This is a genomic window from Acidipropionibacterium virtanenii, from assembly GCF_003325455.1.
Classification (GTDB): Bacteria; Actinomycetota; Actinomycetes; order Propionibacteriales; family Propionibacteriaceae; genus Acidipropionibacterium; species Acidipropionibacterium virtanenii.
This window is the reverse complement of the sequence record NZ_CP025198.1, coordinates 1,653,514-1,678,934: the sequence shown is the minus strand read 5'-3', so window position 1 is coordinate 1,678,934 and position 25,421 is coordinate 1,653,514. Positions and strand designations below refer to the sequence as shown.

Below are 25,421 nucleotides of genomic sequence, written 5' to 3'. Positions count from 1 at the left end.
CCCGGTCTTCTGTGCAGCTCCACCGGCCGCCTGTGAAAAATAGCACAAATTGGTGCGCAGGCGCGAAATCCTGCACCGCCGGCAGGGCGGCACACTCACGGCGACCCGACTTCCCCGATCATCGCCGAGTTGTCGTAGTCCCTGGCGATCACCCGGGCGGGATTGCCCGCCACAAGTGACCTGCCGGGGACATCCTTGGACAGCACCGAACCTGCGGAGATGGTGACCCCGTCGCCCACTGCGATGTCGCCCGTGATCACCGCGCCCGGGCCGATCCACACGTTGTCGCCGATCCTCGGAACTCCGTGGTCTCCGCCGGCCACCCGCTGGCCGATGGTGACATTCTGATGGATGACGCAGTTGCGGCCGATGACCGCCGGTCCGATGATGATCCCGTGGCGGTGCATCAGCAGCAGCCCCGGGCCGATGTCCGCATGTGAGGAGATCTCCAGGTGGTCCAGATGGGTGATCCCGTAGTTGAGAATCCGATAGGTCGCCATCAGCGCCCGCCCCAAGGCTGGTCCGCGACCACCGGCGGCTCTGGCCAGCCTGCCGAACCGGTAGATCGCCACGCAGTGGAACTCGGAGTTGGTGACCATGAACTGCAGCCGGGCCCGCTCCGAGGGATGGCCGGGCAGCATCGCCGCCATCTGGTGAGACAGGTCCTCGGCGAACGCGGTCATCATCGGCCTCGGGTCACGACTGCTTGCGGGCGACATAGGCGACGACCCGGTTGATCCCGTCGAGATTCCCGGGGACCGTCTCGTCGTCGGCGACATGGACGCCGAAGGCCTCCTCGAGAAACTCGATGAGCTCGAGGATCCCTGTCGAGTCGATCACTCCTGACTCCAGCAGGGAGTCGTCGTCGGCCGGCATCCGATCGGCATCCCCCAGCAGAAGACTGTCCAGCACGAACTCTCGCACCCGGTCATGCACCGCGGCAGCACTCATCGACATGCGGTGACTTTAACATCCTCGGGACAGGCCCGGATCCGGGTCCCGAAGCAGAAGAGATGTCCCTGCCACCGGGCACTCCGGCCGATACTCTTGGGCCATGCGAACCCCCGTTTCCGGCTCACCCGGGCACTGACCGTGTGCGGCATCTGCGGAATCCACTCGGTGAACCGTCCTCCTGTCCCCGAACAGGTCACAACGATGATGGCCACGCTCGCCCACCGCGGACCGGACAGCAGCGGCTACTACATCGACGACCGGGTGGCGCTCGGTCACACCAGGCTCGCCATCGTCGACACGGGCAACGGCCTTCAGCCGATGGGCAATGAGGACTCCCGGGTCTGGGTCACGTTCAACGGCGAGATCTTCAACCACGTGGAGCTGCGCGAACAGCTGCGCGACCGGGGACACGCCTTCCGCACCCGGTGCGACACCGAGGTCATCGTGCACGCCTGGGAGGAGTGGGGCCCAGAATGCTTCGGCCGATTCAACGGGCAGTGGGCGCTGGCGCTGTGGGACCGCCGGACCGGCGAACTGGTGCTGTGCCGCGACCGGTACGGGGTCCGTCCGCTCTACTACACCCACGAGGACGACCAGCTGCGCTTCGCCTCCGAGATCAAGGCCCTCCTCGCGGTGGCCGGGGGAAGCGCCGAACTGGATCCGGCCGGGCTGGACCAGACCCTCACCTTCTGGGCGCCGGTGGCCCCCCGCAGCCCCTTCGAGGGCATCAGCCAGGTGCCGCCCGGCAGCTACCTGAGTCTGGTCGACGGCCACCAGAAGACATCCCGGTACTGGTTCCCGGACTTCCCAGAGCCGGGCCGGACGAGCAGGGCGAGCGAGGAGGACAACGCCCAGGAACTGCGCGAGATGCTGATCGACGCGGTCCGGCTGCGATTCGAACGCAGCGACGTCCCGGTGGGGGCCTACCTGTCGGGCGGTATCGACTCCTCGGTGACCGCCTCCCTCATCGCCTCCTTCACCGACGTGGACGTCGACACCTTCTCATTGCGCTTCGACACCTCCGAGCACGACGAGGGCCGTTACCAGCATCTCCTCACCGACAGGCTGGGGACCCGCCACCATGAGATCGCGGTGACCGGGCGCGACATCGCCGAGGTCTTCCCCGAGGTGGTCTGGCATGCCGAGCATCCTCTGCTGCGCACGGCACCGGCCCCGATGTTCCTGCTCTCGCGGCTGGTGCGCGACTGCGGGTACAAGGTGGTGGTCACCGGTGAGGGGGCCGACGAGGTGCTCGCGGGATACGACATCTTCCTGGAGGCCAAGATCCGCCGGATGTGGGGGACCGATCCGGACCCCGCCGCCCGGCAGCGCGCCGTCGCGGGTCTCTACCCCTGGATGGAGCGGTCCCCCGCCCGGGCGCCCGCCTTCGCCGCCGCCTTCTTCGGCCGGAATCTCGATCTCGCCGATCCCGCGATGTCCCACCGCCCTCGCTGGGACACCACCTCGATGATCAAGCCCATGCTCACCGCCGGCCTGCGCGTCGACTCGACCTCCGCCGGGGACCTGGTGGCACGGATGCCGCCCGGCAGCGACCGGTGGGAGATGCTCGCCCGCGCCCAGTGGCTGGAGATGGCCACCCTGCTGCCGGGGTACATCCTGGCCTCCCAGGGCGACCGGATGCTGATGGCCAACTCGGTCGAGGGCCGCTTCCCCTTCCTCGACGCCGATGTGGGCCGGTTCGTCGCCTCCCTGCCGGCCGAGCAGAAGATCTCCGGTCTCGACGAGAAGCACCTGCTCAAGAAGGCCTTCGCCGATCTGCTCCCCGACGAGATCCTGCACCGCCCCAAGCAGCCCTACCGGGCCCCCGACGCCGAGAGCTTCTTCGCCGACGGCGCGCCGGACTGGGTCGGCGACGTCACCTCCCCCGCCGCGCTGGCCCGGACCGGGGTCTTCCGCCCCGAGATGGTGACCGCCCTGATGTCCAAGGCGCGCCGCCGATCCGGCAGGGGACTGAGCAACACCGACAACATGCGCATCGTGCTGGTGCTGTCCACCCAGCTGCTGCTCCATCGGGCGCGAACGGCCCGCGATCCCCTGCAATCCCCCACCGACCCAGCAGTTCTCGACTTCCGGACAAGGAGCACACCGTGACCGAATTCAGCACAGCGAGCCTCGGCATCGATGCCGAGGCGGAGACCGCGCGGATCAGCGAGGGGATCCGCGGCTATCTGCGCCAGAACCGGCGCAGGGGAACCGTCGTCGCCGTATCCGGGGGGATCGATTCCAGCGTGGTGGCGGCGCTGTGCGTGCGGGCCCTGGGACCCGAGCGCGTCCTCGCCCTCCAGATGCCCGAGTCGGAGTCCTCCGACGAGACCCTGCCCCTCAGCGCGGAACTCATCTCCGCCCTCGGCGTCGATTCCCGCCATGAGGACATCTCCCCGGCGCTGGAGGCCTTCGGCTGCTATCGGCGTCGCGATGACGCCATCCGCCGGGTCTTCCCCGAGTACGGCCCGGGATACCGATCAAAGATCGTCCTGCCGAGTGTGGTGGACTCCGACCGCTACCGCATCTACTCCATCGTCATCCAGGCCCCCGACGGCACGACCCGGACCCATCGCCTCACCACCGCGGCCTACCTGGAGATCGTGGCGGCCACCAATTTCAAGCAGCGCACCCGCAAGACGCTGGAGTACTTCCACGCCGACCGGCTGAACTACGCGGTCGCCGGCACGCCGAACCGGCTCGAGTACGATCAGGGCTTCTTCGTCAAGCTCGGTGACGGGGCGGCCGATCTCAAGCCGATCGCCCATCTGTACAAGACACAGGTCTACGCCCTGGCCGAGTACCTCGGGGTGCCCGAGTCGATCCGCACCAGGCCCCCGACCACCGACACCTACTCGATGCCCCAGTCCCAGGAGGAGTTCTACTTCAGCCTCCCCTACGACCTCATGGATCTGTGCCTCTACGGGCACAACAACGGGGTTCCGGCGGCAGAGATCGCGGCTGCCGCCGGGTTGACCGCCGAGCAGGTGGAACGCGTGATCCGCGACATCGAGCAGAAGCGGCGCACCACGTCATACCTGCACCGTGGACCGGTGCTCATGAGCCCGGTCGCCGAGGTCTAGCGCTGCGCCGCGACCAGCGTCACGAGACGGGCCGCGGCGACCCGTGAACCCAGCCCGTTCAGGTGTCCAGGATCGGCGGCCAGGCCGCGGTGCAGCACGTAATAGGTCCTGCCGTCCCGGGTCCGGCTGGTCGGGGAGCTGTCCATCGTGGCCTCGATCGCGGCGATGTCGAAGAGCCTGCCGGTGGCGCCGTAGCGCTGACGGATCAGTTCGTTGTAGCGCTGTCTCGCCAGGTTGTCGGCCGGCCCCGCCTCATCGCCGCGTCCGATCCACGACTTGACGGTCTGCTTCCATCCGCGTTCCGTGGTGAGCGGGACGGTGGTGTAGATGAAGGTCACCCCGGGATGGGCGGCCTCCAGCCGGGCCATCGTCTCCGTGTACTTCTTGAACAGCGCCTCGACGTCGGTGTCGGCGGTCACGTCGATGTAGCACAGCTTCAGGATCGCGACATCGATCGCCCCGCCCATCGACCCGTTGAGCACCGACTCGAAATCGGCGAGCTTGCCGATCGGGTCCCCGTTGGTCCCCATCTGCGCGTGGGCGAGGTACCCGCCCTTCCTCCCGGGATCCGTTCGGGTCTCGATCACGGCCGGCGCCACAGTCGCGCGGGAGGGATACACCGAGCCCAGCCCGTCGATGATGTTCGCCCCCACCGACTGGTGGCCGAAGAAGATCCGCCGTCCGGCGAAGGATGTCAGGTCGCCGGGCTTCGAGGAGATCTTCCCGACCGCCGCAGGCAGCCGGTCCTGGCGCCCGAGCAGCACCCATGACCCGCTCGCGGCGAGGACCACGAGCACGCCGGCGAGCAGGATGACGAGTGGTTTGCGCTTCATGACGGCCCTCCCGGGGACTGGTCGGCACTGGCCGGATCGATGCCCAGATCGATACAGAATTCACGCACGGTGTTCTTCGAGACCTTACCGTTGCTGCTCAAGGGGATCGAGGCCACGAGATGCACCACCGAGGGCACCATGTGCCTGGCCAGCCCGGCCCGGCAGTGGTCGATGACATCGCTCGCGGTGAGGCTGGAACCGTCCCGCAGCGCCGCCACCATCTCGACCCGCTCCCCGGCCGCCTCGTCGGGGACTCCGACCACGGCCACCGAGACGAGGTCGGTCAGTTGGAGCGCCACGGCCTCGATCTCCTGACTGGAGATCCTCACCCCCCAGGACTTGATGAAATCCTCCCTGCGGTCGACGACGTAGAGGTACCCGTCCTCGTCGACCGTGGCCAGGTCACCGGTCCGGAGCTCCCCGCCGGGCATCCGCCTGGCGGTCTCCTCGGCGTCATTGAGGTACCCGGGCGAGATATTGGCCCCACGGGCCCTGATCTCCCCCACCTGTCCGGGAGCGACGTCCCTGCCGTCCTCGCCGACCACACGAAGGCTCACCCCGGGTATCCCCCGGCCGATGGAGCCCGGACGCCGGTCGAGATCCTCGGGCGGCAGGCAGGACAGTCGCGCAGTCGCCTCGGTCTGGCCGTACATCAGGAACAGCCGCGCCTGGGGCTGCGCCCTGCGCAGCTCCTCCACCATCGCCGGTGCGAGTCTTCCACCGGCCTGCTGGATGAGGCGCAGCCGCGGCAGCGGCCGGTCCGCGAAGGTGCTGTTGCGTAGCAGGACGGAGAAGGTGGACGGCACCCCGGCGAAACCCGTGCAGTGCTCGGCCGCCAGCGTCTCGACGATCTGCTGGGGGAACGCGGCGTTCGGCTGCACCACCATGGCGGCACCGGTCCTCAGGTGGGTGTGCAGCAGGGACGCCCCGAAGACATAGCTGAAGGGCAGCACCACGAGGACCCGATCAGTGCTGCTCAGCCCCAGGTATCCCAGGATCGACTCCGTGTTGGCCTGAAGATTCCCATGGGTCAGCCGGACCACCCGCGGGCTGCCGGTGGTCCCCGAGGTGAACTCCAGGACAGCGTCCTGGCCCGATGACACGTCGACGAAGGGGATCGCGGCCTCGGCGGCGGGCACTCCGTCCCACCTCAGGGGAAGGGTTCCGGGCAGCCGGCCTGCCAGCCGGCGGGTCTCCAGGGGACCGGCGAACGCCGCCTTCACACCGAGCCACTGCACCCGGGAGACCGCCTCGGCGGGCAGCAGGGTGTGCGGGATCGGCACGGCGACCATCCCTGCTGCGAGCACCGCCAGGTACGAGGCCACCCATCCGAAACCGTTGGGGCCGACCAGCGCGACCCGGTCGCCGGGACGAAGACCGAGGCCGTCGAGGGCCGTGATCCGGCGCCCCACCTCACCACGCAGACCGGCGTAGCTGTGTGCCCCGTCGGAGTCCAGGACTGCGACCGATCCGGCCGCACCGCCGACGACCAGGTACTCGGCCGTGTTCATGGCGCAATGTTAACGGGCGTCTGGGTCAACGAGCGCAGCGCCGATGGGTCCCTCATCCCGGCGAGGCATCTCCGGGAAGCCCGCAGGTCGCTAGCATGTGGATCAGTTTCCGCACACCCGGTTCGGACGACCCTGAGTGGAGTGGTGGACATGCGGGCACGAACGTTGTGCACATTCATGCTTCCCCTGGTGCTGGCCATCGCCGTCACCGGCTGTACATCGCGCGATTCCTCCGCCGACCAGGCCGAGCCCGCGACGGTCGTCGCACCCGAGGTTCCCATGAACGGGGAACGGTTCGAGTTCCATTCCGCCCAGCCCACCCGCTTCGCCCGTGGGGTGATCCTCCAGAAGCTGGACAACCGCACCTGGGTGACCGTCGGCGAAGGACGTACCGGCGCCGACGGCAGGTTCCGCTTCACTCTCAGGGCCGACGGAATTCTCACGTTGCGCGCACTGTCCCCCGCCACGACCCACCAGGGAAGGTCATACGCACAGACCATCACCACGCCGGTGACCGTGCGCTCGGTGGACCAGAGCGTCCGCCTGACCGCCGCCTCCTCCTCGGCTCTCTCGCTGAGCGCCGTCTCCTATCCGGTTCGGCCCGGCCGCACAGTGACCCTCCAGCAGCGCGAGGGCGCCATCTGGGCCGACGCCGGGACCGGTCGCGTCGACACCGACGGGCATCTCACCCTGCGACTTCCCCGACCGAGAGCCTCCATCGACTACCGGGTCCGGATGAGTGCCTGGAACGGAGCACCGGCGCTCACCTCGGCGGGGGTCAGCGTCACGGGCACGGATCCGCGCGCCGATCACTGCACCAGGACCGTGCTCTCCATCGTCGCCCACCAGGACGACGAAATCCTCTTCATGAATCCCGACATCCAGAAGGACCTCGACGCGGGAGCCTGCGCCACGACGGTGTACCTGACCGCCGGTGATTCCGGCGATGGCGACCAGTACTGGAGGAACCGCGAGATCGGCCCCGAGATGGCCTACTCCACGATGACGGGGATGGACGCCGGACCCGGGTGGACCGATGGAGAGCGGACCTTCGCCGGTCATCGGGTACACGTCTCCACCAGCCCCGGCTCCGGCCGGATCACCCTCTACAGCCTTCGCCTGCCTGATGGCGCTCTCGACGGGACGGGCACCCGGACCACCGGGAACCAGTCCGTGATCAAACTGCTCGACAACCGCATCCGCTCGATCACGCCGCTGGACGGGTCCCGGAGCTATGACCGGGCCGGTCTCATCGCCACGGTGCGTGCCATCGCAGAGTCCAGCGGCGCCACCACCGTGCGAATCCTGGATCCCCGCTCCGGCCAGGGGGACCACGCCGATCACATGGCGAGCGCCAGAGTCGCGCTGGAGGCCCTCGGGGGAGTCCGAGCACCGGTGCTGGCGTACCGGGGATACGGCATCACCTCCGCACCCGCCAATGTCACGGGGAAGGCCCTCGCCCGCAAGACAGCGGCCCTGCTGAGCTACGCGGCCTACGATCCGGAACTGTGCGGCCCGGCGGCCACCTGTCCCTCGGGCGACACGGCGAGGTGGGTCCAGCGGCAGTACCGGGCTCCCCGGGTCTCCCCCGGCTGATCGGTCACCCGGGGCACGCCGGTTCAGGGCAGGGCCGCCCGCAGCACGGCGGCGTGGCCGGCGACCATCTCCTCCTCGGTGAAGGGGGACGGAATCCGGCCGGCCCGGCCCCTGCCACAGGTGGCGGCGCGCACCAGGGCGGCGGCGAACGGATCCCTGTTGGACTGGTGGAGGCGCCGTCTGGCCCGTGCCAGGTCGATCTGGGCCTGGCCCGCCCCAGGACGCTCGACGACCTCCCCCACGACGCCGGGGCTCCCGGCCAGATCCCGGCCGAATCCCACATCGGAGAGCACCAGCGGTAATCCGTGCAGCGCCGCCTCCACCGCGCTCAACGGTCCTCCCTCGGCGAATGAGTCGAGGGCGTAGACGTCGCCGGCCGCCAGGATGGTCCCGGCGTCGGAGTCTCCGAGCAGGTGTACCCGGTGGCCGCGTGGCGAGCCTCGCCGCAGCAGGTCTGCGCGGCGGTACTCCAGCCAGTTGTCGGGCGAGCCGGCGATCACCAGCCTCAACCTCGGATCCTGCCCGGCGGCCGCCAGAAAGGCATCCACCAGACCGGCGGCATTCTTCTGGTCGCTGTAGCGCTGGAGTGCGACCACCAGGATGTCCCCGTCGTCGATCCTGGTGCCGATCGCCTCCGAGACGGCCCTGCGTGCCGCCGTTCGCCCGGGAGCCCGGTCGGCGCCCGCCGTCGCCACCCCGTTGACCACCACCGTGATCCTCGCACCGCCGGTCAGCCCGGCGAAGAATCTGCCGACCCCGCTGCTGACGGCGATGCACGACGGGGCAGCCCGCGCGAGTTCCCCCAGGCCGACCACGGCCGCCCGGTCCAGGTAGGACTCGACGGCGTGGAAGACGGGGATGACGGGTGAGGCCGCGGCGGCGACCGCCCGAACCAGGCCCGGATCGGGCCGGTGCAGCTCGATGACGTCGGGGCGGTGCTCCGCGATGAGACCGGCCAGGCCGTCGGAAGGGCAGACGCTCACCCTCGCACCGGCCTCCTGCAACTCGCGACCGACCCGACCCGACCGGTCTGTGACCACCTCCACCTCGAATCCCTGAGCGGGCAGCCCCAGAGCCAGGGCGGAGATCACCTGCTCGACTCCCCCGCCGTCCAGTGCCCCCGCCACCAGCATGCAGCTGAGCGTCGCACCACCGGCCGGGCGCGGCGCAACCCCCTTCGGCGCCTCCGGTGGAGCAGCGTGCCGAGGCACGCTCGCAAGCTCGGCCGGTGGGCGCATGAGGGCCAGCGCCGACTGCCAGTGCCCGAACCGCAGGCGCGAGGGCAGCGCGTCGGTGAGGGCGGTGAGGCCGAGCAGGCCCCGGTATCCCAGGGCTGCCAGCCGACGTCGTCCCTCTGAGCCGCTCACGGCGCGCGCCGAGGGCTCGCCCAGCCCGCCACGCAGACCTCGTGCCAGACCTCAAGTGACAGCAGCGTCCAGATGCGGATCTCCTCGTCGTGGCGTCCGCTCTCGTGACGGTCCAGCAGCCTGGAGACGGTTCGACGGTCGAGCACCGAGCCGACGAAGGAGTCCTGGCCGGTCAGACGGTCACGGGTGGTCTCGCGCAGTCCGGCCCGGAACCACCGGTCCAGCGGGACCCGGAACCCGACCTTGGGCCGGAAGACGATCTCCTCGGGAAGGTAGCGCCTGGCGACCTGTTTGAGCAGCCATTTCGGTACCCGGTCGCGGACCTTCAGGTCCGAGGGCAGGCCGAACGCGAACTCGACCAACCGATGATCCAGCAGGGGCGGGCGCAGCTCGAGCGAGGCCGCCATCGTCATCCTGTCGCCGCGCTCCAGCAGGTTGTCGGGCAGCCAGCTCGCCAGGTCGTGGCGCAGCATCCGGTCGATGTCGTCGGCCCCCTCGGGCGGCCGGCGCCTCCGCTCCGGGGCGGGGGTGTGCCCGATCAGGGCCCGCCGCTCCTCGCTGGTGAAGGGGGCGAACCAGGTGGCGAGCTGGTCCGCCTCGGAACCGGCGACCAGGGCTCGCAGCGCGGTGCGATGACGGCTCATCCGGGCCGGCAGGCGGGCGTCGAGGATCCGCCCGGCGCCGCGTCGCGGTCCCGGCGGCACCCGTCGGGCCGCCCGGGCCCAGGAGGCGTACCGGTACTTGGGATATCCGCCGAACAGTTCGTCACCGCCCTCCCCGCTCAGCACCACCTTGACGTGCTCCCGAGCGCTCTCGGCCAGCCGGAAGACGGCGATGTCGGCCGGTTCGGAGATCGGCGCGTCACGGTGCCAGGTGAGGGCCGGCCACAGGTCGAGGAAGTCCTCGGCCCGCACCTGAACCGTGTGGTGCCGGGTGCCGACCCGGTCGGCGACCCGCCGGGCCTGCTCCAGCTCGTCGAAGCGGGGGTCGCCGAAACCGGCGGCGAAGGTGTCGACCGGCGCGCCGCCGCGCAACTGCTTCATGATCGCGACGATGAGGCTGCTGTCCACCCCGCCGCTCAGGTAGGAGCCGACCGGCACGTCGGCCACGAGCGCGGACCCCACCGCGTCACGGATCCTCAGGTCCGCCATCTCGATCGCCTCGGCCGGGCCGGCGATCGTGTGGTCGGCAGGAGGCGGCGCCCAGTACCGATGCACCTCCGGGCTCCCGGTCTCCCCGATCTCCGCACGATGGCCGGGCGGGAGCTTCGCCACACCCGCGTAGAGGGTGAAGGGCGCCGGCACCGAGCGGCCCGCCAGGTACGCGTCGAGGCTGTCGAGGTCGACGGTCGGTGCAGCTCCGGTGTAGGCGTTGATCGCCTTGATCTCGGAGCCGAACACGATCCCGTCGGCATCGTGGCGGTAGTACAGGGGCAGCACGCCGAGCCGGTCGCGCACCAGGTGGAGGGTCGAGCCCGGGTGGTGATATGCGGCGAAGGCGAACTGACCGCGAAGCCGGTCCACGAATCCGATGCCGTGGCGGACGAGCCCGGCGAGCAGCACCTCGGTGTCGCCCTCGGTCGCGAAGGGGTAGTCGAGATCCTTGCGCAGATCCCGGTAGTTGAAGATCTCCCCGTTGAACACGATGCTCCATGTGCCGTCGACCGAGTGCATCGGCTGGTGGGAGCCGGCGATGTCGATGATGGACAGCCGGGTGTGGGCCAGGCCGAGTCGGCCGTCGGCCCAGACCGAGGTCTCGTCCGGGCCCCGGTGCCGCAGGGATGCGGCCATCCTCTCCAGCCCCGCCCGGCAGGCCGCGTCACGAAGGCCCAGCACTCCTGCGATCCCGCACATCAGCGCTCGCCCCCCGCAACCGGTGCCGCTGCGGCCAGTAGGACGTCGGCCCTCCCCGCCCAGGAGTACGGCGCCACGGCCCGAAGCCGCGGCCCGGGATCGCCCGGATCGGCCAGCGCCCCGGCCACCTCGTCGACGAAGGCCCCCGGCGTCGGCGCCACCCGGGCAAGATGGCGCCAGTCCTCGACCTCGGGGTACTCGGTGGTCACCACCGGAAGGCCGAGCGCCAGGTACTCCTTGAGCTTGACCGGATTGGCGAAGCGGATCCACTCGTTGCCGAGCCACGGCATGATCGCGACATCGAAGCCGCGTCCCAGCGCGGGGATCTCCTGGTAGTCCTGGAACCCGAGCCAGTGGACGTTCGGCAGAGCCGTGAGCCCGTCCATCGGGCAGGTGGCGTCGCCGATCAGCACGACGCTGGCCTCCGGCAGCCCACGGGCGGTCCGCGCGATGAGATCCAGATCGACGACGTAGTCGTCGATCCCGCCGAAGAAGCCGATCCGTGGCCCGGGGATCTGCCGGATGAGGGGATGAACCGGGCCGGTGGGGCTGAAATGGTCCAGATCCACCCCGTGGTCGATGAACAGGGTCCTGTCGCCCACCACCGGACGGTCCCGTCTCATCAACTCGTGGCTCACGTAGAGCACCCGGTCGCTGTGGGTCAGCAACTCCCCTTCGAGGCCGGCGACCCAGCCTCCGTCGGCCTCGGGAAAGGCCGACTGGAGGTCCGAACGGTTGAAGATGAGAGTCGAACGGGGTATCGGCTCCACCACCGGCCAGGCGGTCGGTATCGTCGCCCCGATCACCGGTGCGCCACCGATGCCCGACAGCCGGGCCGCGGCACGTACCTGGAGTCGGATGAGCCACGCATTGAGGCGCAGAAGCGCGCCGCTGCGGCCGTAGACCGGGAGCATCAGAGGCGTGTACACGTGGAAGCGGGGCAGATCGGGCACCGGACGCCGCAGGAATCTGGTCATGCTGCGCAGCTTGCGCAGGATGCGTCTGCCGGGTCTCGTGCTGTTCCGAGGCCCGGGGGCGCGCAGCCCCAGGCTGTTGACCACCAGCACCGGGCGGCTCCGGGCGACCTGGCGCATCAGCTGGAAGTCCGAGTGCGCCCGGTTGTGGTACCACCAGTCCTGGGCCGCGAACCAGATGAATCCCTCGCCGCCGCCCCGCGGGCCGCGCGGGGCTTTCCCCCTCATCGGCGCTCCAGGATGAACCGGTCGAGCTCGTCCTCGTCGTCCAGCGGGACCAGAGGGTTTCCCCATTCGTCCTCGGTGCGGGGAGGCAGGTGCCGCTGGACCACTCCTTCCGGACGGTCGATCCCCAGCAGGGAGTCGTACACCCCGACGTAGGCGGCGGCTTGGGGACGCCAGTCGAGCTCCTCGACGACCCGGGAACGGGCCTTCCGGGCCAGGCTCAGCCTGAGATCCCGGTCGACGACGAGTTTCTCGACCGCCTCGACGAAGGCCGACAGGTCCCCCGACGGCACCACCAGGATGGCGTCCCCGCCGCTCACCATGGTCTCGGTGAGATCGAATGAGACCGATGGCAGTGCGAAGGCCATGTACTCCATCGTCTTGTTCATCGTCGACAGGTCGTTGAGGGGGGTCTTCAGGTCGGGACACAGGCCGATATCGGCGCGGCTCAACTGCTCGGCGATCATCGGGCGGTCGGCGCGGCCGGTGAAGGTGACCCAGTCGTCCAGATCGAGCCGATGGGCCATCTTCTTCAACTTCTCCAGGGAGTCGCCGAATCCCATGAGGGTGGCGTGGACGTCGGTGCGCCCCCTCCGGTGCACGAGCTCGACCATGACGTGGAGCACGTTCTCGACGCAGTCCTGGGGCCCCATGATGCCCAAATAGACCAGTTCGACGGCGTCGGCCGGCCGTGGTCGCCGTGGATACCTCGGTCTCATCCCCCGGGTGTCCGGGCCGCTGCGCACCACCGTGACGTGCCCGGGATCCACCCGCCCGCGGCGGATGGCGATCTGCCGGTAGGACTCGTTGGTCGAGATGACACGGTCCGCCGTCCGATGGGTGAGTTTCTCCAACAGCGACAGAAGGACGAACTCCGCCCGCTGGACGGCCGAGGTGGGGGTTCCGAACCGGGAGATGAACAGCTCGGGATTCAGGTCGTGGTGGTCGAAGACGAATGCCACGCCGGCCGGGCGCCACAGGAGGGCGAGCAGCCAGTAGGTGTCCGGCGGATTGCAGGCCTGGATGACCCGGAAGGGCAGCGATCTGGCGACCCTCACCGAGAGGAAGGCGGTGCACAGCCATGAGTAGGCGAACTCGAGTGCGAAGCCGGCCAGGCCCCGGGCCTCGCGGGCCGGACGGTATTTGTGGATGTGGACGCCGTCAATGACCTCATGGGCAGGATCTCCCGGGCCTTTCGGGCAGATGACACTGACGTTGTAACCGTTGGACCGCAGCGCCTGGCACTCCAGCCACACTCTGCGGTCCAAGGGTACGGGCAGGTTCTGCACAATGATCAGAATGTGCCTGTCACGGTCTGTGTTCGGTCGTCGCTGACGCTTTCGCATGGCTCCCTCGGTCTTTCTTCGGGTGAGCGGGGCTCATCATCGATCACTCCATGCCGTGAGGATCCGGGGCAGGCCGTCTCCTCTGCTCCAAGTCTCCCATGAGGTGGTTCCTGTTCACATTGACCTCGGAGGACTGCACGGATGTCTTCGAGCGGGTACTCATCCGGTACAGCGCAGCGCACAGGCCGGCCACCAGGAAGAGCAGGCCGGCCGACATCGGGAACCCGAGCGCGTCGAAGAAGGCGTACAGCACGGCGAGGGTGAGGACGGATGCCGCCGATGCGCGGGCGACGGCGGCCGCGGCGGGATCCAGGCGCCTGGCCGCGAGGACCGCGCTCCACCCGGAGGCCAGGAAGACCGCGGCCAGCGCGGCGGCCCCCGCGATGCCCAGCTCGACCAGGGTGAGGACCCACTGGTCATCGAAGATGTAGTAGCGCGGCAGGAAAGTCCCGAATCCGGCCCCCAGCAGCGGGGAGGCCGACAGGAACTCGGGAACGCGGGAGAGCGCGGCGGCGCGTGACCGGGTGCTGGGGTCATCCTCGGCGCCGGTGAACAGCGTGATCACGGTCGTGGCCATTCCCGGCACGGCCACCGCCACGACCGCGACCGCCAGCACACCGAGGATCGCCAGGATCCGCCGCGCCCTGGGCGCCATGCCGGGCATCGAGGCCAGGATCGCCACCACGAGCCCGATGATCGCCGAACGGGAGACAGAGACCAGGGCCACGAGGACCGCGATCCCTGCCGGGAGCCACCAGCCGATCCGCATCCTCCGGCCGCTCCTGAACCCGTTCCCCATGGCGGCCGCGATGGCCAGCGGCAGCATCCCGACCACCACCGCCCCGAACTCCAGGGGATGAGTCGCGGTGCCGACGGCGCGCGCGAACACGCCCCGCGACGCGACGTCGTCGGTTCCGAAGGCCATCCCCGGTATCCCCTCGGCCCAGGCCAGGAAGGTCCTGTGGGTGGCGAACTGCGCCAGGCCGAGGGCGGCCACGATCCCGGTGAGGACGACCAGCCGACGCACCAGTCGCACGACATCGTCGGAATCGATCAGGCCGTCCATCGCGACCAGGAATACCCCGCACCAGGACGCGGTCCGCATCAGGGCCGAGATCGCCGGACTGATCTGATCGGCCGGCTGGCCCCGCAGCAGCGCGTGGGCGAAGCTCATCAGGATGACCAGGACCAGCAGGAGCACCGCGATCCTCGCCGGTCCGATGCCTCGTCCGGCAGGGGGGACGCCGCCCTCCAGTCTCCACAGCACCCACCATCCCAGGAGCACGAGCCCCCAGAGCATCGCCGGCCGGCCGTAGGTGCCCATGCCCGCCACGGTGAGGTTGGACGGGACGGCCAGGAGCAGGGTGATGTGGACCGTCAGCATGCCGACCGCCCCGAACCCCCTGGGGCCGGGCTCAGCCGATGGAGGCCCGGTCGGCACGGTTGCTCCTCGAGTCGGGAAGGCTCTCCTCCGCGGCGGGGTCCGGCGGTACTGGGGGGTCCGGCGGTGCTGGGGCCGACTCCACGGGATCGACTGAGGCACTCCGAGGATCCTCCTCGGCCCGGGCCTCCTCAGCCTGATCCTCCCCGCCCTGGGTCTCCTCGCCGTCCTCCTCGGCCCGCCCCTCGGATTCAGGCATCCGGTTCTTTCCGCGTGAGCCCGGGCCGATCCCTTCGACGAAGGAGGCGATCAGGACGGCCAGCGCGAGCACCCCCGCCCCGGCGGCCCCGGTGGCCAGGAGCCGGGTCCGCTGGCCGATGATCCCGCGCTTGTCGACGGAGACGGTCACGACGGAGATGCGCTGCCGCTGGGGAATGCTCTCCTCGGCCTGCAGGGTGTCCAGAATCGTTGCGGTGCGCTGGTTCATGGCGGACAGCGCGGCGGCCGCGTCGGCATCGCTGCGCGACTCCACGGTGATGAGGATCACCGGTCCCGAGGTCGTCGGATCGCGGGTCACCTGGACGCTGGTGGTGGGCCTGCCCCTGACCACCTCGTCGATCACATTGCTCGACCCCAGGCCGCGCACGACGATATCGGCTGCGGGCACCAGCCCGCCGACATACATGTAGGGGTTGCTCCCGGTGGGCACCATTCCGGCACCCGGAAGGAGGATCTGGGTCGAGGTCCGCGTATAGGTCGCGGGCACGACGCTCCAGACCACCGCCGCCGCGGCGGCGGCGATCACCAGGCCCGCGACGAGGATGTACCAGCGTCGCAGGAGTCCGCGCAGAGTCTGGATGACGGTCATGCGGAGGGCCTTCCGTCGTCAGATCGGTTCTGGGCTGTTCGGTACTGGGCTGGTCGGCGCTGGGCTGTTCGGTACCGGGCCCACGCCCGGTCCAACATCACGGCACCCGAGGTGCCCACCAGCATTCCGGCGCTCACCAGCGCGCAGAACGCCAGGAGCTGTTCCGTCCGGGAGACGGTCACGTGCTGAATGCCGCTGGTGAGGGGCATGACGGTGGGGACGATGAATCTCTGCGGGTCCGAGTAGGCCGAGACCTGGCGTTCCCTGGACACCGCGAGAACCTTCTGGATGGTGGCGCGGCGGGTCATCTCCACCCACTCGCGGCTGCGCCCCACGACCTGGATCTCGATGTCGGCCCTGGCGTACATGGATGACCACTGCCCGCCGGAGTTCGGCATCGCTACCAGCACCCCCTGCCGCACACCCACCCCGTAGAGGGGAGCGTCGTCGGAGGCGTAGGTCGCGGGCTCCCTGCCCTGGTTGATCTCTCCCGCCACGGCCCCTGCGAAGGCGATGACGCTCCCGTCCTCCCGGCCGCTCTCGGGCAGCAGGGCCGAACGGGCCGGCAGAGTGAAGCTCACCGTCGTCGCGGCGCTGTAGCAGCCGCCGTCCCGCATCCACATGTACCCGACTCCAAGAGCGCACAGCACGGCCGCCACGACGACGTACCACCGTCGCGCCGCTGTGCCCATCACCGCCTGGAAACTCATCTCGTGCCCTTCGCACCGGACCCTTGCGAGGCCCTCGTCATCGTCGCCGCCGACCTGTCCGGCCTCATGGTCGGGCCACCGCTGCGCCCTGAACCCCCACGCCGCCGGCGCCGTGGAGATGATTGCCCTCCCATCGGGTCCAGCCGGCTCCGCCCTGGACGTAGGCCGGTCCCCAACCGGTTCCGCTGAACCGATTGTTGACGGCACGCACATTACTGTAGGGGTGGTTCGCCTGATTGAGACCCAGTTGATATCCGCCCCCCTCGAGGAGATTCCCCTCCACGAGCACATTGCCGATCGACCCGGCGTAGGTCTGGATGAACAGTGCGCCGGTGTCCGCGCCGGAGTCGCAGTCGAACCGGTTGTGGCGCACGATCAGCGTCCGGCCGGGCTTCTTGGCGATATCGAAGTCGCGCACGGTGAAGGCGTCCGAATGGGTGCCGTCCTTGGCCGGGTCCCCCACCGCGACGAGCCCGGTGACGTAATTGTGCTCGACCAGTGAGTCGAGTCCGGATCCGGCGTTCATGACGGCGATGCCGCTGCCGAACCGGTGGATGTAGTTCCTCTCCAGGTCCGCCACCCCGATGAATCCGGTGGCCCGTGCCGCGGACCCGGTATCCAGCCTGGAGCCGTCGATATCGGTGTCCCGGATGATCACCTTCGCGGGTGGCGGACGCATCCTGTCGTAGTCCGTGGTGCCGAGGATCGGCATGCCGGGGGCCGCCGTGGTCGGCCGGACGCAGGACCTCTCGATGGTGATCCGGCCGGCGGACAGATCCAGGCCGGTGCTGATGAGCCGGCCCGAGATCGTCGTGCCGGCGGGTACCTTGGTGGGCCCCCGGTAGGCCGGGAGCCCATCGCAGCGCAGGCCCAGGCGCCGCAGGCCGACGTTGGCCGCGGTGATCGTCCACCCCTCGGTGGGCGCCCGACCCCCCGACGAGGCCGCCGGACTCGACGGCGCCGGCGACCCTGAGACCGCACTGCCCGGGGCGGGTCCGCCACAGCCGGCCATGGCCAGGCAGAGGGCGGCCGTCAAGCCCGCCGGGGCGAGCCACGGCATTCGCCCACCACTCCGGTCAGCGCGCCGCATGGAAACGTTCCTTCAACTGCTCCAGCCCGTTCTTGCCCATGGCTCCCAGCAGTATCCGCTTGCCGGCGCCGCGGACGATCTCGCGAGTCTCCCGCGCCGGGCGGGCGACCAGGGCGTCGATCAGGAGATCGTGTCGACCAGGGGACTCGACGTCGTCCAGGGAGCCCGGGAAGAGCGTGCGGCAGGACGCCGGGTCGGCCAGCCGGCCGCGGATACGGTTGCTGACGTTCCTGCCGTGAACGATCTGGAGCCATCCCGGAGGGCCTTCCAGAGACGTCACGGCCATGTGCCGGCGCAGCAGGATGTGCCAGTCCCGCCAGGCCGTCTGCGGCGCCTCCCAGGTCTCGATGACACTGCAGAAGGCGTTGACCGGATCCCGCCACCGGTAGAGGCGGCCGTCCACCCGGATCAGCCCGTCGGCCAGGTAGACCGCCCCGCGGCGACCGTCGAGCGCCGCCTCGCGGAGCCGATCCACGAAATCGACGGCCAGGGCGTCGTCATTGTCCAGGTTGGTGGTGATGAGCATCCCGCCCCGCCCACCCGTCACCTCGCCGGCGTCTGCGGCGACGTCCTGCCATCCCACCTCCTCCCGGTATCGCGCCACGAGAAGTCCCTCGTCGACCAGCGGGGCGAGCCGGTCCAGGAGCCACTGAGGGCTCAGCGGATCCAGATACACCAGCCACGAGAAATCCTGGTTCGTCTGGGAGCGCACCGACGGTACGGTGTAGCGCTCGAAGAGCTCGATGCGGTTCTGGAGCCAGCCCTCCCGGGCACGGATGAGGCTCTCCGGCCCGTGGGAGGGCAGATTGAACCGGGTCACGAGGAGATGGTCGACGCTCTGGCGGCCGGTACCGGTCGCGTGCGGAAGTCCCGCCCAACGGCGTCGCGACAGCAGCGCCTGCAGGGCCACCCGGTGGTCGGGATCACGCCATCTGCGCAGCTCGTGAAGGGCCAGAATGCCCTGCAGTGGACGGGCGGTGCGAGGATGATGCTTCTGTGCGTAGCGGACGGCGTTGACGATGGTGAGGGCCACCAGTTCGGGGGGCCTGCCCGAGCCGGCCTCGGCGTGGACGACCTGCGCCTCGGGCTCGAACCACGCCTGGCGGCCCGACGCGCGCAGACGGTGGAAGAAGTCGGTCTCCTCGGAGTAGAGGAAGAAGCGCTCATCCCACCGCCCCAGCTCTTCGGCGGCTCGGCGATCGATGAGAAGAGCGGCCCCGGTGGCCCAGTCGATCGGATGAGCGCCGCGATAGGCCTCCGACGAGCGGACCGTCTGGGACAGGGCTCCGGGGCGGGTGGGCCACCGGCTGCCCAGCAGGGCGTCCCCGGCCGCGGCGAGGAGGGTCGGCTCGCGCCGCAGCGACTGCGTGAGCTCGCCGCGGGAGTCCAGGATGGCCGGGACCGCGCACGACGCCCCGGCCCGCAGCCGGGTGCGCAGGGCGGCCAGGCAGCCCGACAGAATCCGGACGTCGGGGTTGAGGATGAGCACATCGTCGGCAGCGCCGACCGCCGTCATCCCGATGTTGATGCCCGCGGCGTAGCCGAGGTTCCCGCCGGCGGGAATCACGGTGACGTCGGCGATCCGGGCGACCACGTCTGGGGTGCCGTCGGTCGATGCGTTGTCGACCGCGATGACCCGCAGGGACAGATCCCCGGCATCCTCGCGCAGGGAGCGGACCAGGCCCTCGATCACTCCGGCGCTGTTGTAGGTGACGACGATGACGGCGACGTCGACCGTTGCGTCCGGACCCGCGAACCGGGGCTCCTGGGATCGATCGACCGACTCGGCCGCATTCGTGTCCATTGCTCGTCCTGACTGTGTACATCCTGAACGGGAATCCACTCATCGGTGTGCGAGATCCACGGGCGGCCCACGGCGCTCCGCCAGTATATCCGGGCGCCGAGGCCATTTTGTGAGCATGGCAGTAGGTTCCTGAGAATTCAGCGCCCAAGACTTCCAAAATTCTCAGGTTTTTGTTATCTTAATCTCAGCTGTCTGAGTGGACAGCATCCACTCCTACGTCACGGACCACCGCCCCCACCAGGAGAGGTCCCACGCTCATGACACGCACGACCACCACCCCCCGCCGCCGGACAGCGCGGACCGCGATCACCGTCCTCGCGGCCGCCGCCGCGCTGGGCACAGTCCTGGCGGCCGCCCCCGACCTGGCCCACGCCACCGCATCCACCACCTTCGGCACATCCGCCCCCGGGCATCTCGAGCATGTCGACGAGGGCATCCCCGTCGAGCTCGGCATGACGTTCACGCCGTCGACCGACGGGACGGTGAGCACGCTGCGCTTCTACAAGGCGCGATCCCATCCCCGGACCACGCCCAGCAGTGTCTCGCTGTGGAATGACGCCGGAACCCGGCTGGCCCGGGTCGCGGTCTCCAGGACCTCGGCAACCGGCTGGATCAACGTCAAACTCGACTCACCGGTGAGACTGTCGGCCGGCAAGGGCTACGTCGTCTCGGCATTCGCGGGCTCAGGGTCCTACTCGACGACCCGCCGGTACTTCTCCGCAGCCCGGACGACCCGGACCATGACCATGCCGCGCAACGCCGGCGTCTACACCAACAGCCGCTCCTCCGCCTTCCCCCGCAGCACCTACGGCGGCAGCAACTACTGGGTTGACACGGTCTTCTCACCGACCCGGGCGGCGCCGGCCACCCCGACGCCGACCCCCTCCCCGACGACGGGCCCCGGCACGACCACCCCGACGGCGAACTCGTCGACCTCGTCGGCGGCCAGCTCGGCCACGGGCCTGATGGGCTGGCAGCTCAATGCCAGGAATGTCGGCCTGGCGCCCTTCGGCCTGAGCTGCTCCAGCCTGCCGCTCTACACCGGTTCACTGACCCCCGCCGCAGGTACCCGGATCTCCGGGGTGCGCATCGTGGGCGGTCTCGATCTGCGCAACGGCGACATCGTCGTCGAACGCTCCTGCATCCAGCCCCGCAGTGGCGCCACCGCCGCATCCGGCACCGCCGCCATCGTCTCGAATTTCGTCTGCGGCGCCGACTCCTGCCCGGTGATCTCGCAGAAGAGCATCATCATCCGTGACTCCGAGATCGATGCCTCCGGGGTGCCCGCCTCGCAGATAGCCGCGGCCTGCGCCTTCCGCGGCGCCGGGACCCTGCAGCGCAACTACATGCACGGCATGGGCAGCGGCATCTGCTTCTACGGCACCGGTATGAAGCACGATGCGATCGCCGAGCAGAACTACGTCACCGGTCTGCGATCCTACGGGCAGTCCCACAACGAGGCCGCCACCCTGCGCGACTTCATGCGCGACGAGAACCCCGACCGCGTGGCGCGGTTCACCCGCAACCGCTTCGACATCGCCGACGGCAATGTCACAGCGGGCCTGTTCATCCAGTCCACCGGGGAGGACATCGACACGGTGCTCGTCGACGGCAACCTCATCGAGGGGGGCGGCTACAACCTCTTCCTCAATCAGCCCTCCTCGGGCGGCACCTACCGTGACGCCCGGGCCGTCAACAACCGCTTCCTCAGCACCGGCTGGGGACCCTCCTCCGTCCAGGGCGGTCCGGGCTGGGCCGAGTGGCGCGACAACTACCGCTACTCCCCCGCCGCCACCGCTGCCAGGGGCGCGGCGGTGACCGCCGGCTGATGGGCTCCTGCGAGTTCCGGGCAGCCGGCAGCACCACCCGGGCTAGACTCCCCTCACCGTGACGCGGGGGACGACGAGAGGCTCGATGATGGGACTGCTTCCTCAGACCTCCGCCGAGGATTCCTCCGAGCCCGGCTCCGCAGGCCTGGGGGCCACGGCGGCCAGAGGAGCCGCCTGGAGCGGGGTGAGCACGGTCGTGCTGCGGCTGGGCAGCGTGGTCGTCGGCGTGGTCCTGGCCCGCATCCTCACCCCAGGCCAGTTCGGCGTCTACGCCGTCGCCCTCACGGTCCAGGGCATCCTCATGACGGTCGCGGATCTGGGCCTGTCCTCCGAGATCATCCGCTCCGAGGAGCCCGACCGGATCGCGCCCACCGTGGCCACCTTCGGGCTCATCAGCGGGACGAGCCTCACCGTCGCCGCCGTCGCGCTGAGCGGCCGGCTCGCGACCCTGCTCGGCGACCATGAGGCGGCCGGTGCCATCGCCGTGCTGTCTCTGACCCTGCTGCTCGCCGGGGTGTCCCTCGTGCCGTACGGCCTGATGCTGCGGCGTTTCCAGCAGCGCGAGCTGTTCATCATCAGCCTGGTCGACCTCATCGTCTCCACCGTGGTGACCTTCGCCCTCATCGCCGCGGGGCTGGGAGTGCTCTCCCTGGCCATCGGCAGGGTCGCCGCCCAGGCGGTCTCCAGCACCCTCCAGTTCGTCGCCACCCGGATGCGTCCCAGGCTGGGTCTGGACCGGGCCCGATGGCGGGCCGTCCTGGCGTTCAGCCTGCCCGTCGCGGGAGCGAACCTCTTCACCTGGATCCTGCTCAACGTCGACAATGTCGTCATCGCCCGCCTGGCGGGAGCCACCGCTCTCGGCTTCTACGTCCTGGGTTTCAATATCGCCAACTGGCCGATGAGCGCCCTGTCGCAGATGGTGCGTTCAATCGCCCTGCCCTACACCTCCCGGGTCGCCGACAGCGCTCGGGCCCTCCCCATGCTCACCGCGGTGATCTGGTCGATGGCCCTTCCCGCCGGCGTCACGCTGGCGGCCCTCGCAGGCCCCCTGGTCCACGTCATCTACGGAGCCAGGTGGGCTCCGTCGGTTCCCGTCCTCGCGGCGCTGGGGATGTACGGGTCGCTGAGGGTCCTCTTCGACCTGTTCTCGGGCTATCTCTACGCCCTGGGGCGCAGCCGCCCGGTCCTGTGGCTCCAGATCCTCACCATCGTCGTGCTCACCGCCGGGATGATCGTCATGACGAGCCGCCACGGGATCGTGGGAGCCGCATGGGTACACGTGGGGGCCTCGGCCGTGTGCATCCTGCCCGGTTACCTGGCCATCATCCGCTCCACCGGGGTGAGCCTGGTGGCGCTGCTGCGAGCCTGCCTGCGCCCGACACTGGCCACCGTCCCGGCCTGCCTGGTCGCTCTGACGGCATCGCACCTCATCACCCGGCCGCTCCTCGCCCTGCTGGTGGGCGGAGTCGGCGCGGTGGCCGTCTACCTGGTGGGAATGGGCAGGTGGCTGCTGGCCAGGACGGCTCAGATCCGCGGCCCCGGGCCGTCTCAGGCGCCGTAGACCTCCTCCTCGAGGATGCGCACGACGTCGGCCTGGGCCCGCGTCCAGCCCACCTGCCTCACCGAGGAGGCGATGGCGGCCTGATCCACGGTCGGCCTGTCGTAGGCCCTTCCGAGGGCCTCGGCGAGCGCCACCGGGGAGGGTGCGGCCCAGGCGACGTGCTCATTGACCAGATCGGCCCGCGCGTCGGCGTGGTCATTGGCGACCACGCGAACCCCGGCAGCCAGCATCTCCTCGGTCACCAGCGAGATATTCGTGAAGGACATCGCCAGGCCCGCCCGGCACGAGTTGTAGAGCTCGTTGAGCTGTGGGGGGGTCATCCGCCCGTGCTGGATCGTGGGGAAGGGCAGATCGCCCACCTTGTCCCCGTACACATGGATGTCGGCCTCTGGATGGCTCAGGTGGAATCTCTCCAGCGCCATCGTGGCCAGCCAGTAGCCGCGGCGCGGCACATCGGGTCTGGCGTAGAGGACGACGCCGGCACGGGGCCGCTCCTCGAGAAGCCGGTAGACCGCGGTGTCGCACCCGAACTCGGTGACGTCAGGATCGATGCCGATCTCGCGACGCAGCGCCCGCGCCACCATCTCGCCCAGGGCGATGCACCGGAAGCCGAACCGGTAGGTGTCCTCGGCCAGTGCGTAGAGCGATCCCCTGGGATAGAAGTAGGGCTCGAAGTCCTGGATGAAGTACAGCCTGCGCATCGGCCCGGTGCCCCGCGTCGCCAGGACGTGGGCGCACTCCCACGACGAGGCCACGCAGGCGTCGACCCCGCGGATGCCGTCCTCGACGCCGCGCACCCGGGCCCGGACGTCGGGCCACCACTGCCGGATCACGGCCTCCTGCCGCGCGATGTCACCGCCGTAGCGGTCATGGAGGAAGAGGGTGCAACGATGCCCGGCGCGCTCGGTCGCCTCGACCATCCGCAGCAGCGTGGTGTGGCCGCCCGATCCGGCGGCCGGCGGCGTGAGTACCCAGCCCACCTCGACGGGACGGCCCCGGAACGGCCGGTCGGCGGGCAGCGACAGGTCCAGGACGGTGGAGTCGGCGATGTCGGCGTCGCGCAGCGGGAGATCCAGGCTCGCCGCCCCCACAGACCGGTAGACGGCGCGGACGCCGCGCCGGGCCAGCCCGGCCGGGCCCTCTCCGCGCAGCACCCGCACGGCCCGCCCGGCCGCTCCGAGCACTTTCTCACCGGCTGCACCGAGATCGCGGATGACGCTCATGTCTGGCTCCGTCGCTGGACGTCCCGGGCATCTGGAGAACCCGGGTGGACGACGTCCATTCTTCCCGATGATCAGGACGGCCGTGAGGCGATCAGGCCGTTCGCCGATCGGGTCCGGACCTGGACGGGTGGTTGTTCGCGACTGTGAGAAGGATCGCCACCAGCACGGCCACCGCGGTGAGCACCACCGACCACCACGTCCGCGCCAGGCCCATCACGACGGGGCCGAAGGACAGCACCGTCGTCCACAGATACATCAGCAGGACCGCCCGGACGTGCGAGTGACCGTGCTGCAGCAGGCGGTGATGCAGATGCTTGCGATCGGCGACGAAGAACCACGTGCCGTGCCAGGTGCGTCGGATGTATCCCATCACCAGATCCAGCACCGGGATGAGGAGGATCACCAGCGGCAGCACGATCGGCAGGTAGCTCGGAACCAGCCCGCCGTCCCGGGCGCTCAGTGCCGAGGAGTCCACCTGGCCGGTCAGCGAGATGGTCGACGAGGCCAGCAGCAGGCCCAGCAGCAACGCCCCGGAGTCTCCCATGAACATGCGGGCGGGGTGCCAGTTGTGCGGCAGGAATCCCATGCAGGCGCCGGCGGTGACCGCGGTGATGAGGGAGGCGGTGGTGGCCACCACGAAATCCTGCTCGTGGGCGAGCAGGTAGGTGTAGGAGAAGAAGGCCAGGGAACCGATCGCCACCACTCCGGCGGCCAGCCCGTCGAGCCCGTCGACGAAATTCACCGCATTGGCGCACAGCACGATGATGAGGACCGTCACGAGGATCGAGGTGGGGGTCCCGAGCGCGAATATCGAGTTGGGCAGGGGGATCCAGAACAGCCTCACACCCCCGGTGACCACGATGCCCGCCGCCAGGACCTGGCCGGCGGCCTTGGCCAGCGCCGGCAGATCCAGCAGATCGTCGATGACGCCGACACCGCAGATCACGGCCCCCGCCAGGCAGATCGTCAGGGCGTCGTCGGCCACCAGCAGGTGCCGGCCCAGGAAGGGAAGGTTACGGGCGAGCAGGCACGCCAGGACCACTCCGCCGAGCATCGCCACGCCTCCGAAGTAGGGCACCGGGACCGTGTGAACGTCCCGCGCCCGCACCGGGGCCACCGCGCCGAACCGCAGCGCCAGCTGACGGCACAGACCGGCCAGCAGATATGTGGTCAGGCCCGAGACGAGCATGACGAGGAGGTACTCGCGCAT

General features: G+C 69.7%; 20 protein-coding genes. 5 read left to right on the top strand and 15 right to left on the bottom strand.

Features of this window, described 5'->3' with window-relative positions; genetic code table 11:
* Positions 1-95: 95 nt before the first annotated feature.
* Together JS278_RS07710 and JS278_RS07705 are read right to left on the bottom strand one after the other, a co-directional pair.
* Entirely contained in the window at positions 96-686 is a 591-nt protein-coding gene (locus JS278_RS07710) for a serine O-acetyltransferase (RefSeq protein WP_114044667.1), read from the bottom strand.
* Positions 687-696: 10 nt separating this feature from the next.
* Positions 697-957 (bottom strand): acyl carrier protein, encoded by a 261-nt coding sequence (locus JS278_RS07705; RefSeq protein WP_114044666.1) that lies wholly within the window; start codon positions 955-957, stop codon positions 697-699.
* A gap of 198 nt (positions 958-1,155) precedes the next feature.
* Between JS278_RS07705 and asnB (JS278_RS07700) the strand changes: the two genes are divergently transcribed.
* Both asnB (JS278_RS07700) and nadE read left to right on the top strand, forming a co-directional pair.
* A complete protein-coding gene (gene asnB, locus JS278_RS07700) occupies positions 1,156-3,066 on the top strand; it encodes an asparagine synthase (glutamine-hydrolyzing) (protein ID WP_245935243.1) in 1,911 nt (636 codons plus the stop codon).
* Positions 3,063-4,040, top strand: coding sequence for an NAD(+) synthase (nadE, locus tag JS278_RS07695; RefSeq protein WP_114044665.1), 978 nt, complete (start codon positions 3,063-3,065; stop codon positions 4,038-4,040). The genes asnB (JS278_RS07700) and nadE overlap by 4 nt, the downstream gene beginning before the upstream one ends.
* Here nadE and JS278_RS07690 read toward each other — a convergent pair.
* Both JS278_RS07690 and JS278_RS07685 read right to left on the bottom strand, forming a co-directional pair.
* On the bottom strand, positions 4,037-4,873 hold the full coding sequence (locus JS278_RS07690) for a hypothetical protein (protein WP_114044664.1): 837 nt from the start codon (positions 4,871-4,873) through the stop codon (positions 4,037-4,039). The two genes, nadE and JS278_RS07690, sit on opposite strands and share 4 nt — an antisense overlap.
* On the bottom strand, positions 4,870-6,384 hold the full coding sequence (locus tag JS278_RS07685) for a class I adenylate-forming enzyme family protein (protein ID WP_114044663.1): 1,515 nt from the start codon (positions 6,382-6,384) through the stop codon (positions 4,870-4,872). Before JS278_RS07685 ends, JS278_RS07690 begins: the two co-directional genes overlap by 4 nt.
* Before the next feature lie 150 nt (positions 6,385-6,534).
* Between JS278_RS07685 and JS278_RS07680 the strand changes: the two genes are divergently transcribed.
* On the top strand, positions 6,535-7,980 hold the full coding sequence (locus JS278_RS07680) for a PIG-L family deacetylase (protein WP_181833853.1): 1,446 nt from the start codon (positions 6,535-6,537) through the stop codon (positions 7,978-7,980).
* Positions 7,981-8,003: 23 nt separating this feature from the next.
* Here the strand turns inward: JS278_RS07680 and JS278_RS07675 are convergent, their stop codons facing one another.
* The 9 genes from JS278_RS07675 to JS278_RS07635 form a co-directional block, all read right to left on the bottom strand.
* Positions 8,004-9,347: a glycosyltransferase gene (locus JS278_RS07675; protein WP_114044661.1), complete on the bottom strand. Its 1,344-nt coding sequence runs from the start codon at positions 9,345-9,347 to the stop codon at positions 8,004-8,006.
* Positions 9,344-11,200 carry an asparagine synthase (glutamine-hydrolyzing) gene (gene asnB / locus JS278_RS07670; protein ID WP_114044660.1) on the bottom strand — a complete coding sequence of 619 codons (1,857 nt, stop codon included), beginning with the start codon at positions 11,198-11,200 and terminating at the stop codon, positions 9,344-9,346. The genes JS278_RS07675 and asnB (JS278_RS07670) overlap by 4 nt, the downstream gene beginning before the upstream one ends.
* Positions 11,200-12,402, bottom strand: coding sequence for a glycosyltransferase (locus JS278_RS07665; protein ID WP_181833852.1), 1,203 nt, complete (start codon positions 12,400-12,402; stop codon positions 11,200-11,202). Before JS278_RS07665 ends, asnB (JS278_RS07670) begins: the two co-directional genes overlap by 1 nt.
* Entirely contained in the window at positions 12,399-13,688 is a 1,290-nt protein-coding gene (locus JS278_RS07660; RefSeq protein WP_245935242.1) for a glycosyltransferase family 4 protein, read from the bottom strand. The genes JS278_RS07665 and JS278_RS07660 overlap by 4 nt, the downstream gene beginning before the upstream one ends.
* A gap of 100 nt (positions 13,689-13,788) precedes the next feature.
* A complete protein-coding gene (locus tag JS278_RS07655; RefSeq protein ID WP_181833851.1) occupies positions 13,789-15,129 on the bottom strand; it encodes an O-antigen ligase family protein in 1,341 nt (446 codons plus the stop codon).
* Between the two features lie 31 nt (positions 15,130-15,160).
* Entirely contained in the window at positions 15,161-15,994 is an 834-nt protein-coding gene (locus tag JS278_RS07650) for a hypothetical protein (protein WP_114044656.1), read from the bottom strand.
* Entirely contained in the window at positions 15,991-16,704 is a 714-nt protein-coding gene (locus tag JS278_RS07645; RefSeq protein WP_114044655.1) for a hypothetical protein, read from the bottom strand. The genes JS278_RS07650 and JS278_RS07645 overlap by 4 nt, the downstream gene beginning before the upstream one ends.
* Before the next feature lie 64 nt (positions 16,705-16,768).
* Positions 16,769-17,794: a hypothetical protein gene (locus tag JS278_RS07640; RefSeq protein WP_147243171.1), complete on the bottom strand. Its 1,026-nt coding sequence runs from the start codon at positions 17,792-17,794 to the stop codon at positions 16,769-16,771.
* A complete protein-coding gene (locus JS278_RS07635; protein ID WP_114044653.1) occupies positions 17,781-19,598 on the bottom strand; it encodes a glycosyltransferase in 1,818 nt (605 codons plus the stop codon). Before JS278_RS07635 ends, JS278_RS07640 begins: the two co-directional genes overlap by 14 nt.
* A gap of 257 nt (positions 19,599-19,855) precedes the next feature.
* Here JS278_RS07635 and JS278_RS07630 point away from each other — a divergent pair, with 257 nt between their 5' ends.
* Entirely contained in the window at positions 19,856-21,427 is a 1,572-nt protein-coding gene (locus JS278_RS07630) for a DUF4082 domain-containing protein (protein ID WP_114044652.1), read from the top strand.
* 88 nt (positions 21,428-21,515) lie between these two features.
* Positions 21,516-22,988 carry a lipopolysaccharide biosynthesis protein gene (locus tag JS278_RS07625; RefSeq protein WP_181833850.1) on the top strand — a complete coding sequence of 491 codons (1,473 nt, stop codon included), beginning with the start codon at positions 21,516-21,518 and terminating at the stop codon, positions 22,986-22,988.
* On the opposite strand, the gene JS278_RS07620 is transcribed toward JS278_RS07625, so the two are convergent.
* Positions 22,976-24,211 carry a rhamnosyltransferase WsaF family glycosyltransferase gene (locus JS278_RS07620; protein ID WP_114044650.1) on the bottom strand — a complete coding sequence of 412 codons (1,236 nt, stop codon included), beginning with the start codon at positions 24,209-24,211 and terminating at the stop codon, positions 22,976-22,978. The genes JS278_RS07625 and JS278_RS07620 overlap by 13 nt on opposite strands.
* 91 nt (positions 24,212-24,302) lie before the next feature.
* The gene (locus JS278_RS07615) at positions 24,303-25,421 is read right to left on the bottom strand and encodes an MraY family glycosyltransferase (RefSeq protein WP_114044649.1); all 1,119 of its coding nucleotides are present in this window, start codon (positions 25,419-25,421) and stop codon (positions 24,303-24,305) included.

What these genes read in the sequence shown, in the direction of transcription:
- JS278_RS07710 (WP_114044667.1), bottom strand. Translation starts at nt 686, where the DNA reads ATGATGACCGCGTTCGCCGAGGACCTGTCTCACCAGATGGCGGCGATG.
- JS278_RS07705 (WP_114044666.1), bottom strand. Translation starts at nt 957, where the DNA reads ATGTCGATGAGTGCTGCCGCGGTGCATGACCGGGTGCGAGAGTTCGTG.
- asnB (WP_245935243.1), top strand. Translation starts at nt 1,156, where the DNA reads ATGATGGCCACGCTCGCCCACCGCGGACCGGACAGCAGCGGCTACTAC.
- JS278_RS07690 (WP_114044664.1), bottom strand. Translation starts at nt 4,873, where the DNA reads ATGAAGCGCAAACCACTCGTCATCCTGCTCGCCGGCGTGCTCGTGGTC.
- JS278_RS07685 (WP_114044663.1), bottom strand. Translation starts at nt 6,384, where the DNA reads ATGAACACGGCCGAGTACCTGGTCGTCGGCGGTGCGGCCGGATCGGTC.
- JS278_RS07680 (WP_181833853.1), top strand. Translation starts at nt 6,535, where the DNA reads ATGCGGGCACGAACGTTGTGCACATTCATGCTTCCCCTGGTGCTGGCC.
- asnB (WP_114044660.1), bottom strand. Translation starts at nt 11,200, where the DNA reads ATGTGCGGGATCGCAGGAGTGCTGGGCCTTCGTGACGCGGCCTGCCGG.
- JS278_RS07665 (WP_181833852.1), bottom strand. Translation starts at nt 12,402, where the DNA reads ATGAGGGGGAAAGCCCCGCGCGGCCCGCGGGGCGGCGGCGAGGGATTC.
- JS278_RS07655 (WP_181833851.1), bottom strand. Translation starts at nt 15,129, where the DNA reads ATGCTGACGGTCCACATCACCCTGCTCCTGGCCGTCCCGTCCAACCTC.
- JS278_RS07650 (WP_114044656.1), bottom strand. Translation starts at nt 15,994, where the DNA reads ATGACCGTCATCCAGACTCTGCGCGGACTCCTGCGACGCTGGTACATC.
- JS278_RS07645 (WP_114044655.1), bottom strand. Translation starts at nt 16,704, where the DNA reads ATGAGTTTCCAGGCGGTGATGGGCACAGCGGCGCGACGGTGGTACGTC.
- JS278_RS07640 (WP_147243171.1), bottom strand. Translation starts at nt 17,794, where the DNA reads ATGCGGCGCGCTGACCGGAGTGGTGGGCGAATGCCGTGGCTCGCCCCG.
- JS278_RS07635 (WP_114044653.1), bottom strand. Translation starts at nt 19,598, where the DNA reads ATGGACACGAATGCGGCCGAGTCGGTCGATCGATCCCAGGAGCCCCGG.
- JS278_RS07630 (WP_114044652.1), top strand. Translation starts at nt 19,856, where the DNA reads ATGACACGCACGACCACCACCCCCCGCCGCCGGACAGCGCGGACCGCG.
- JS278_RS07625 (WP_181833850.1), top strand. Translation starts at nt 21,516, where the DNA reads ATGGGACTGCTTCCTCAGACCTCCGCCGAGGATTCCTCCGAGCCCGGC.
- JS278_RS07620 (WP_114044650.1), bottom strand. Translation starts at nt 24,211, where the DNA reads ATGAGCGTCATCCGCGATCTCGGTGCAGCCGGTGAGAAAGTGCTCGGA.
- JS278_RS07615 (WP_114044649.1), bottom strand. Translation starts at nt 25,421, where the DNA reads ATGCGCGAGTACCTCCTCGTCATGCTCGTCTCGGGCCTGACCACATAT.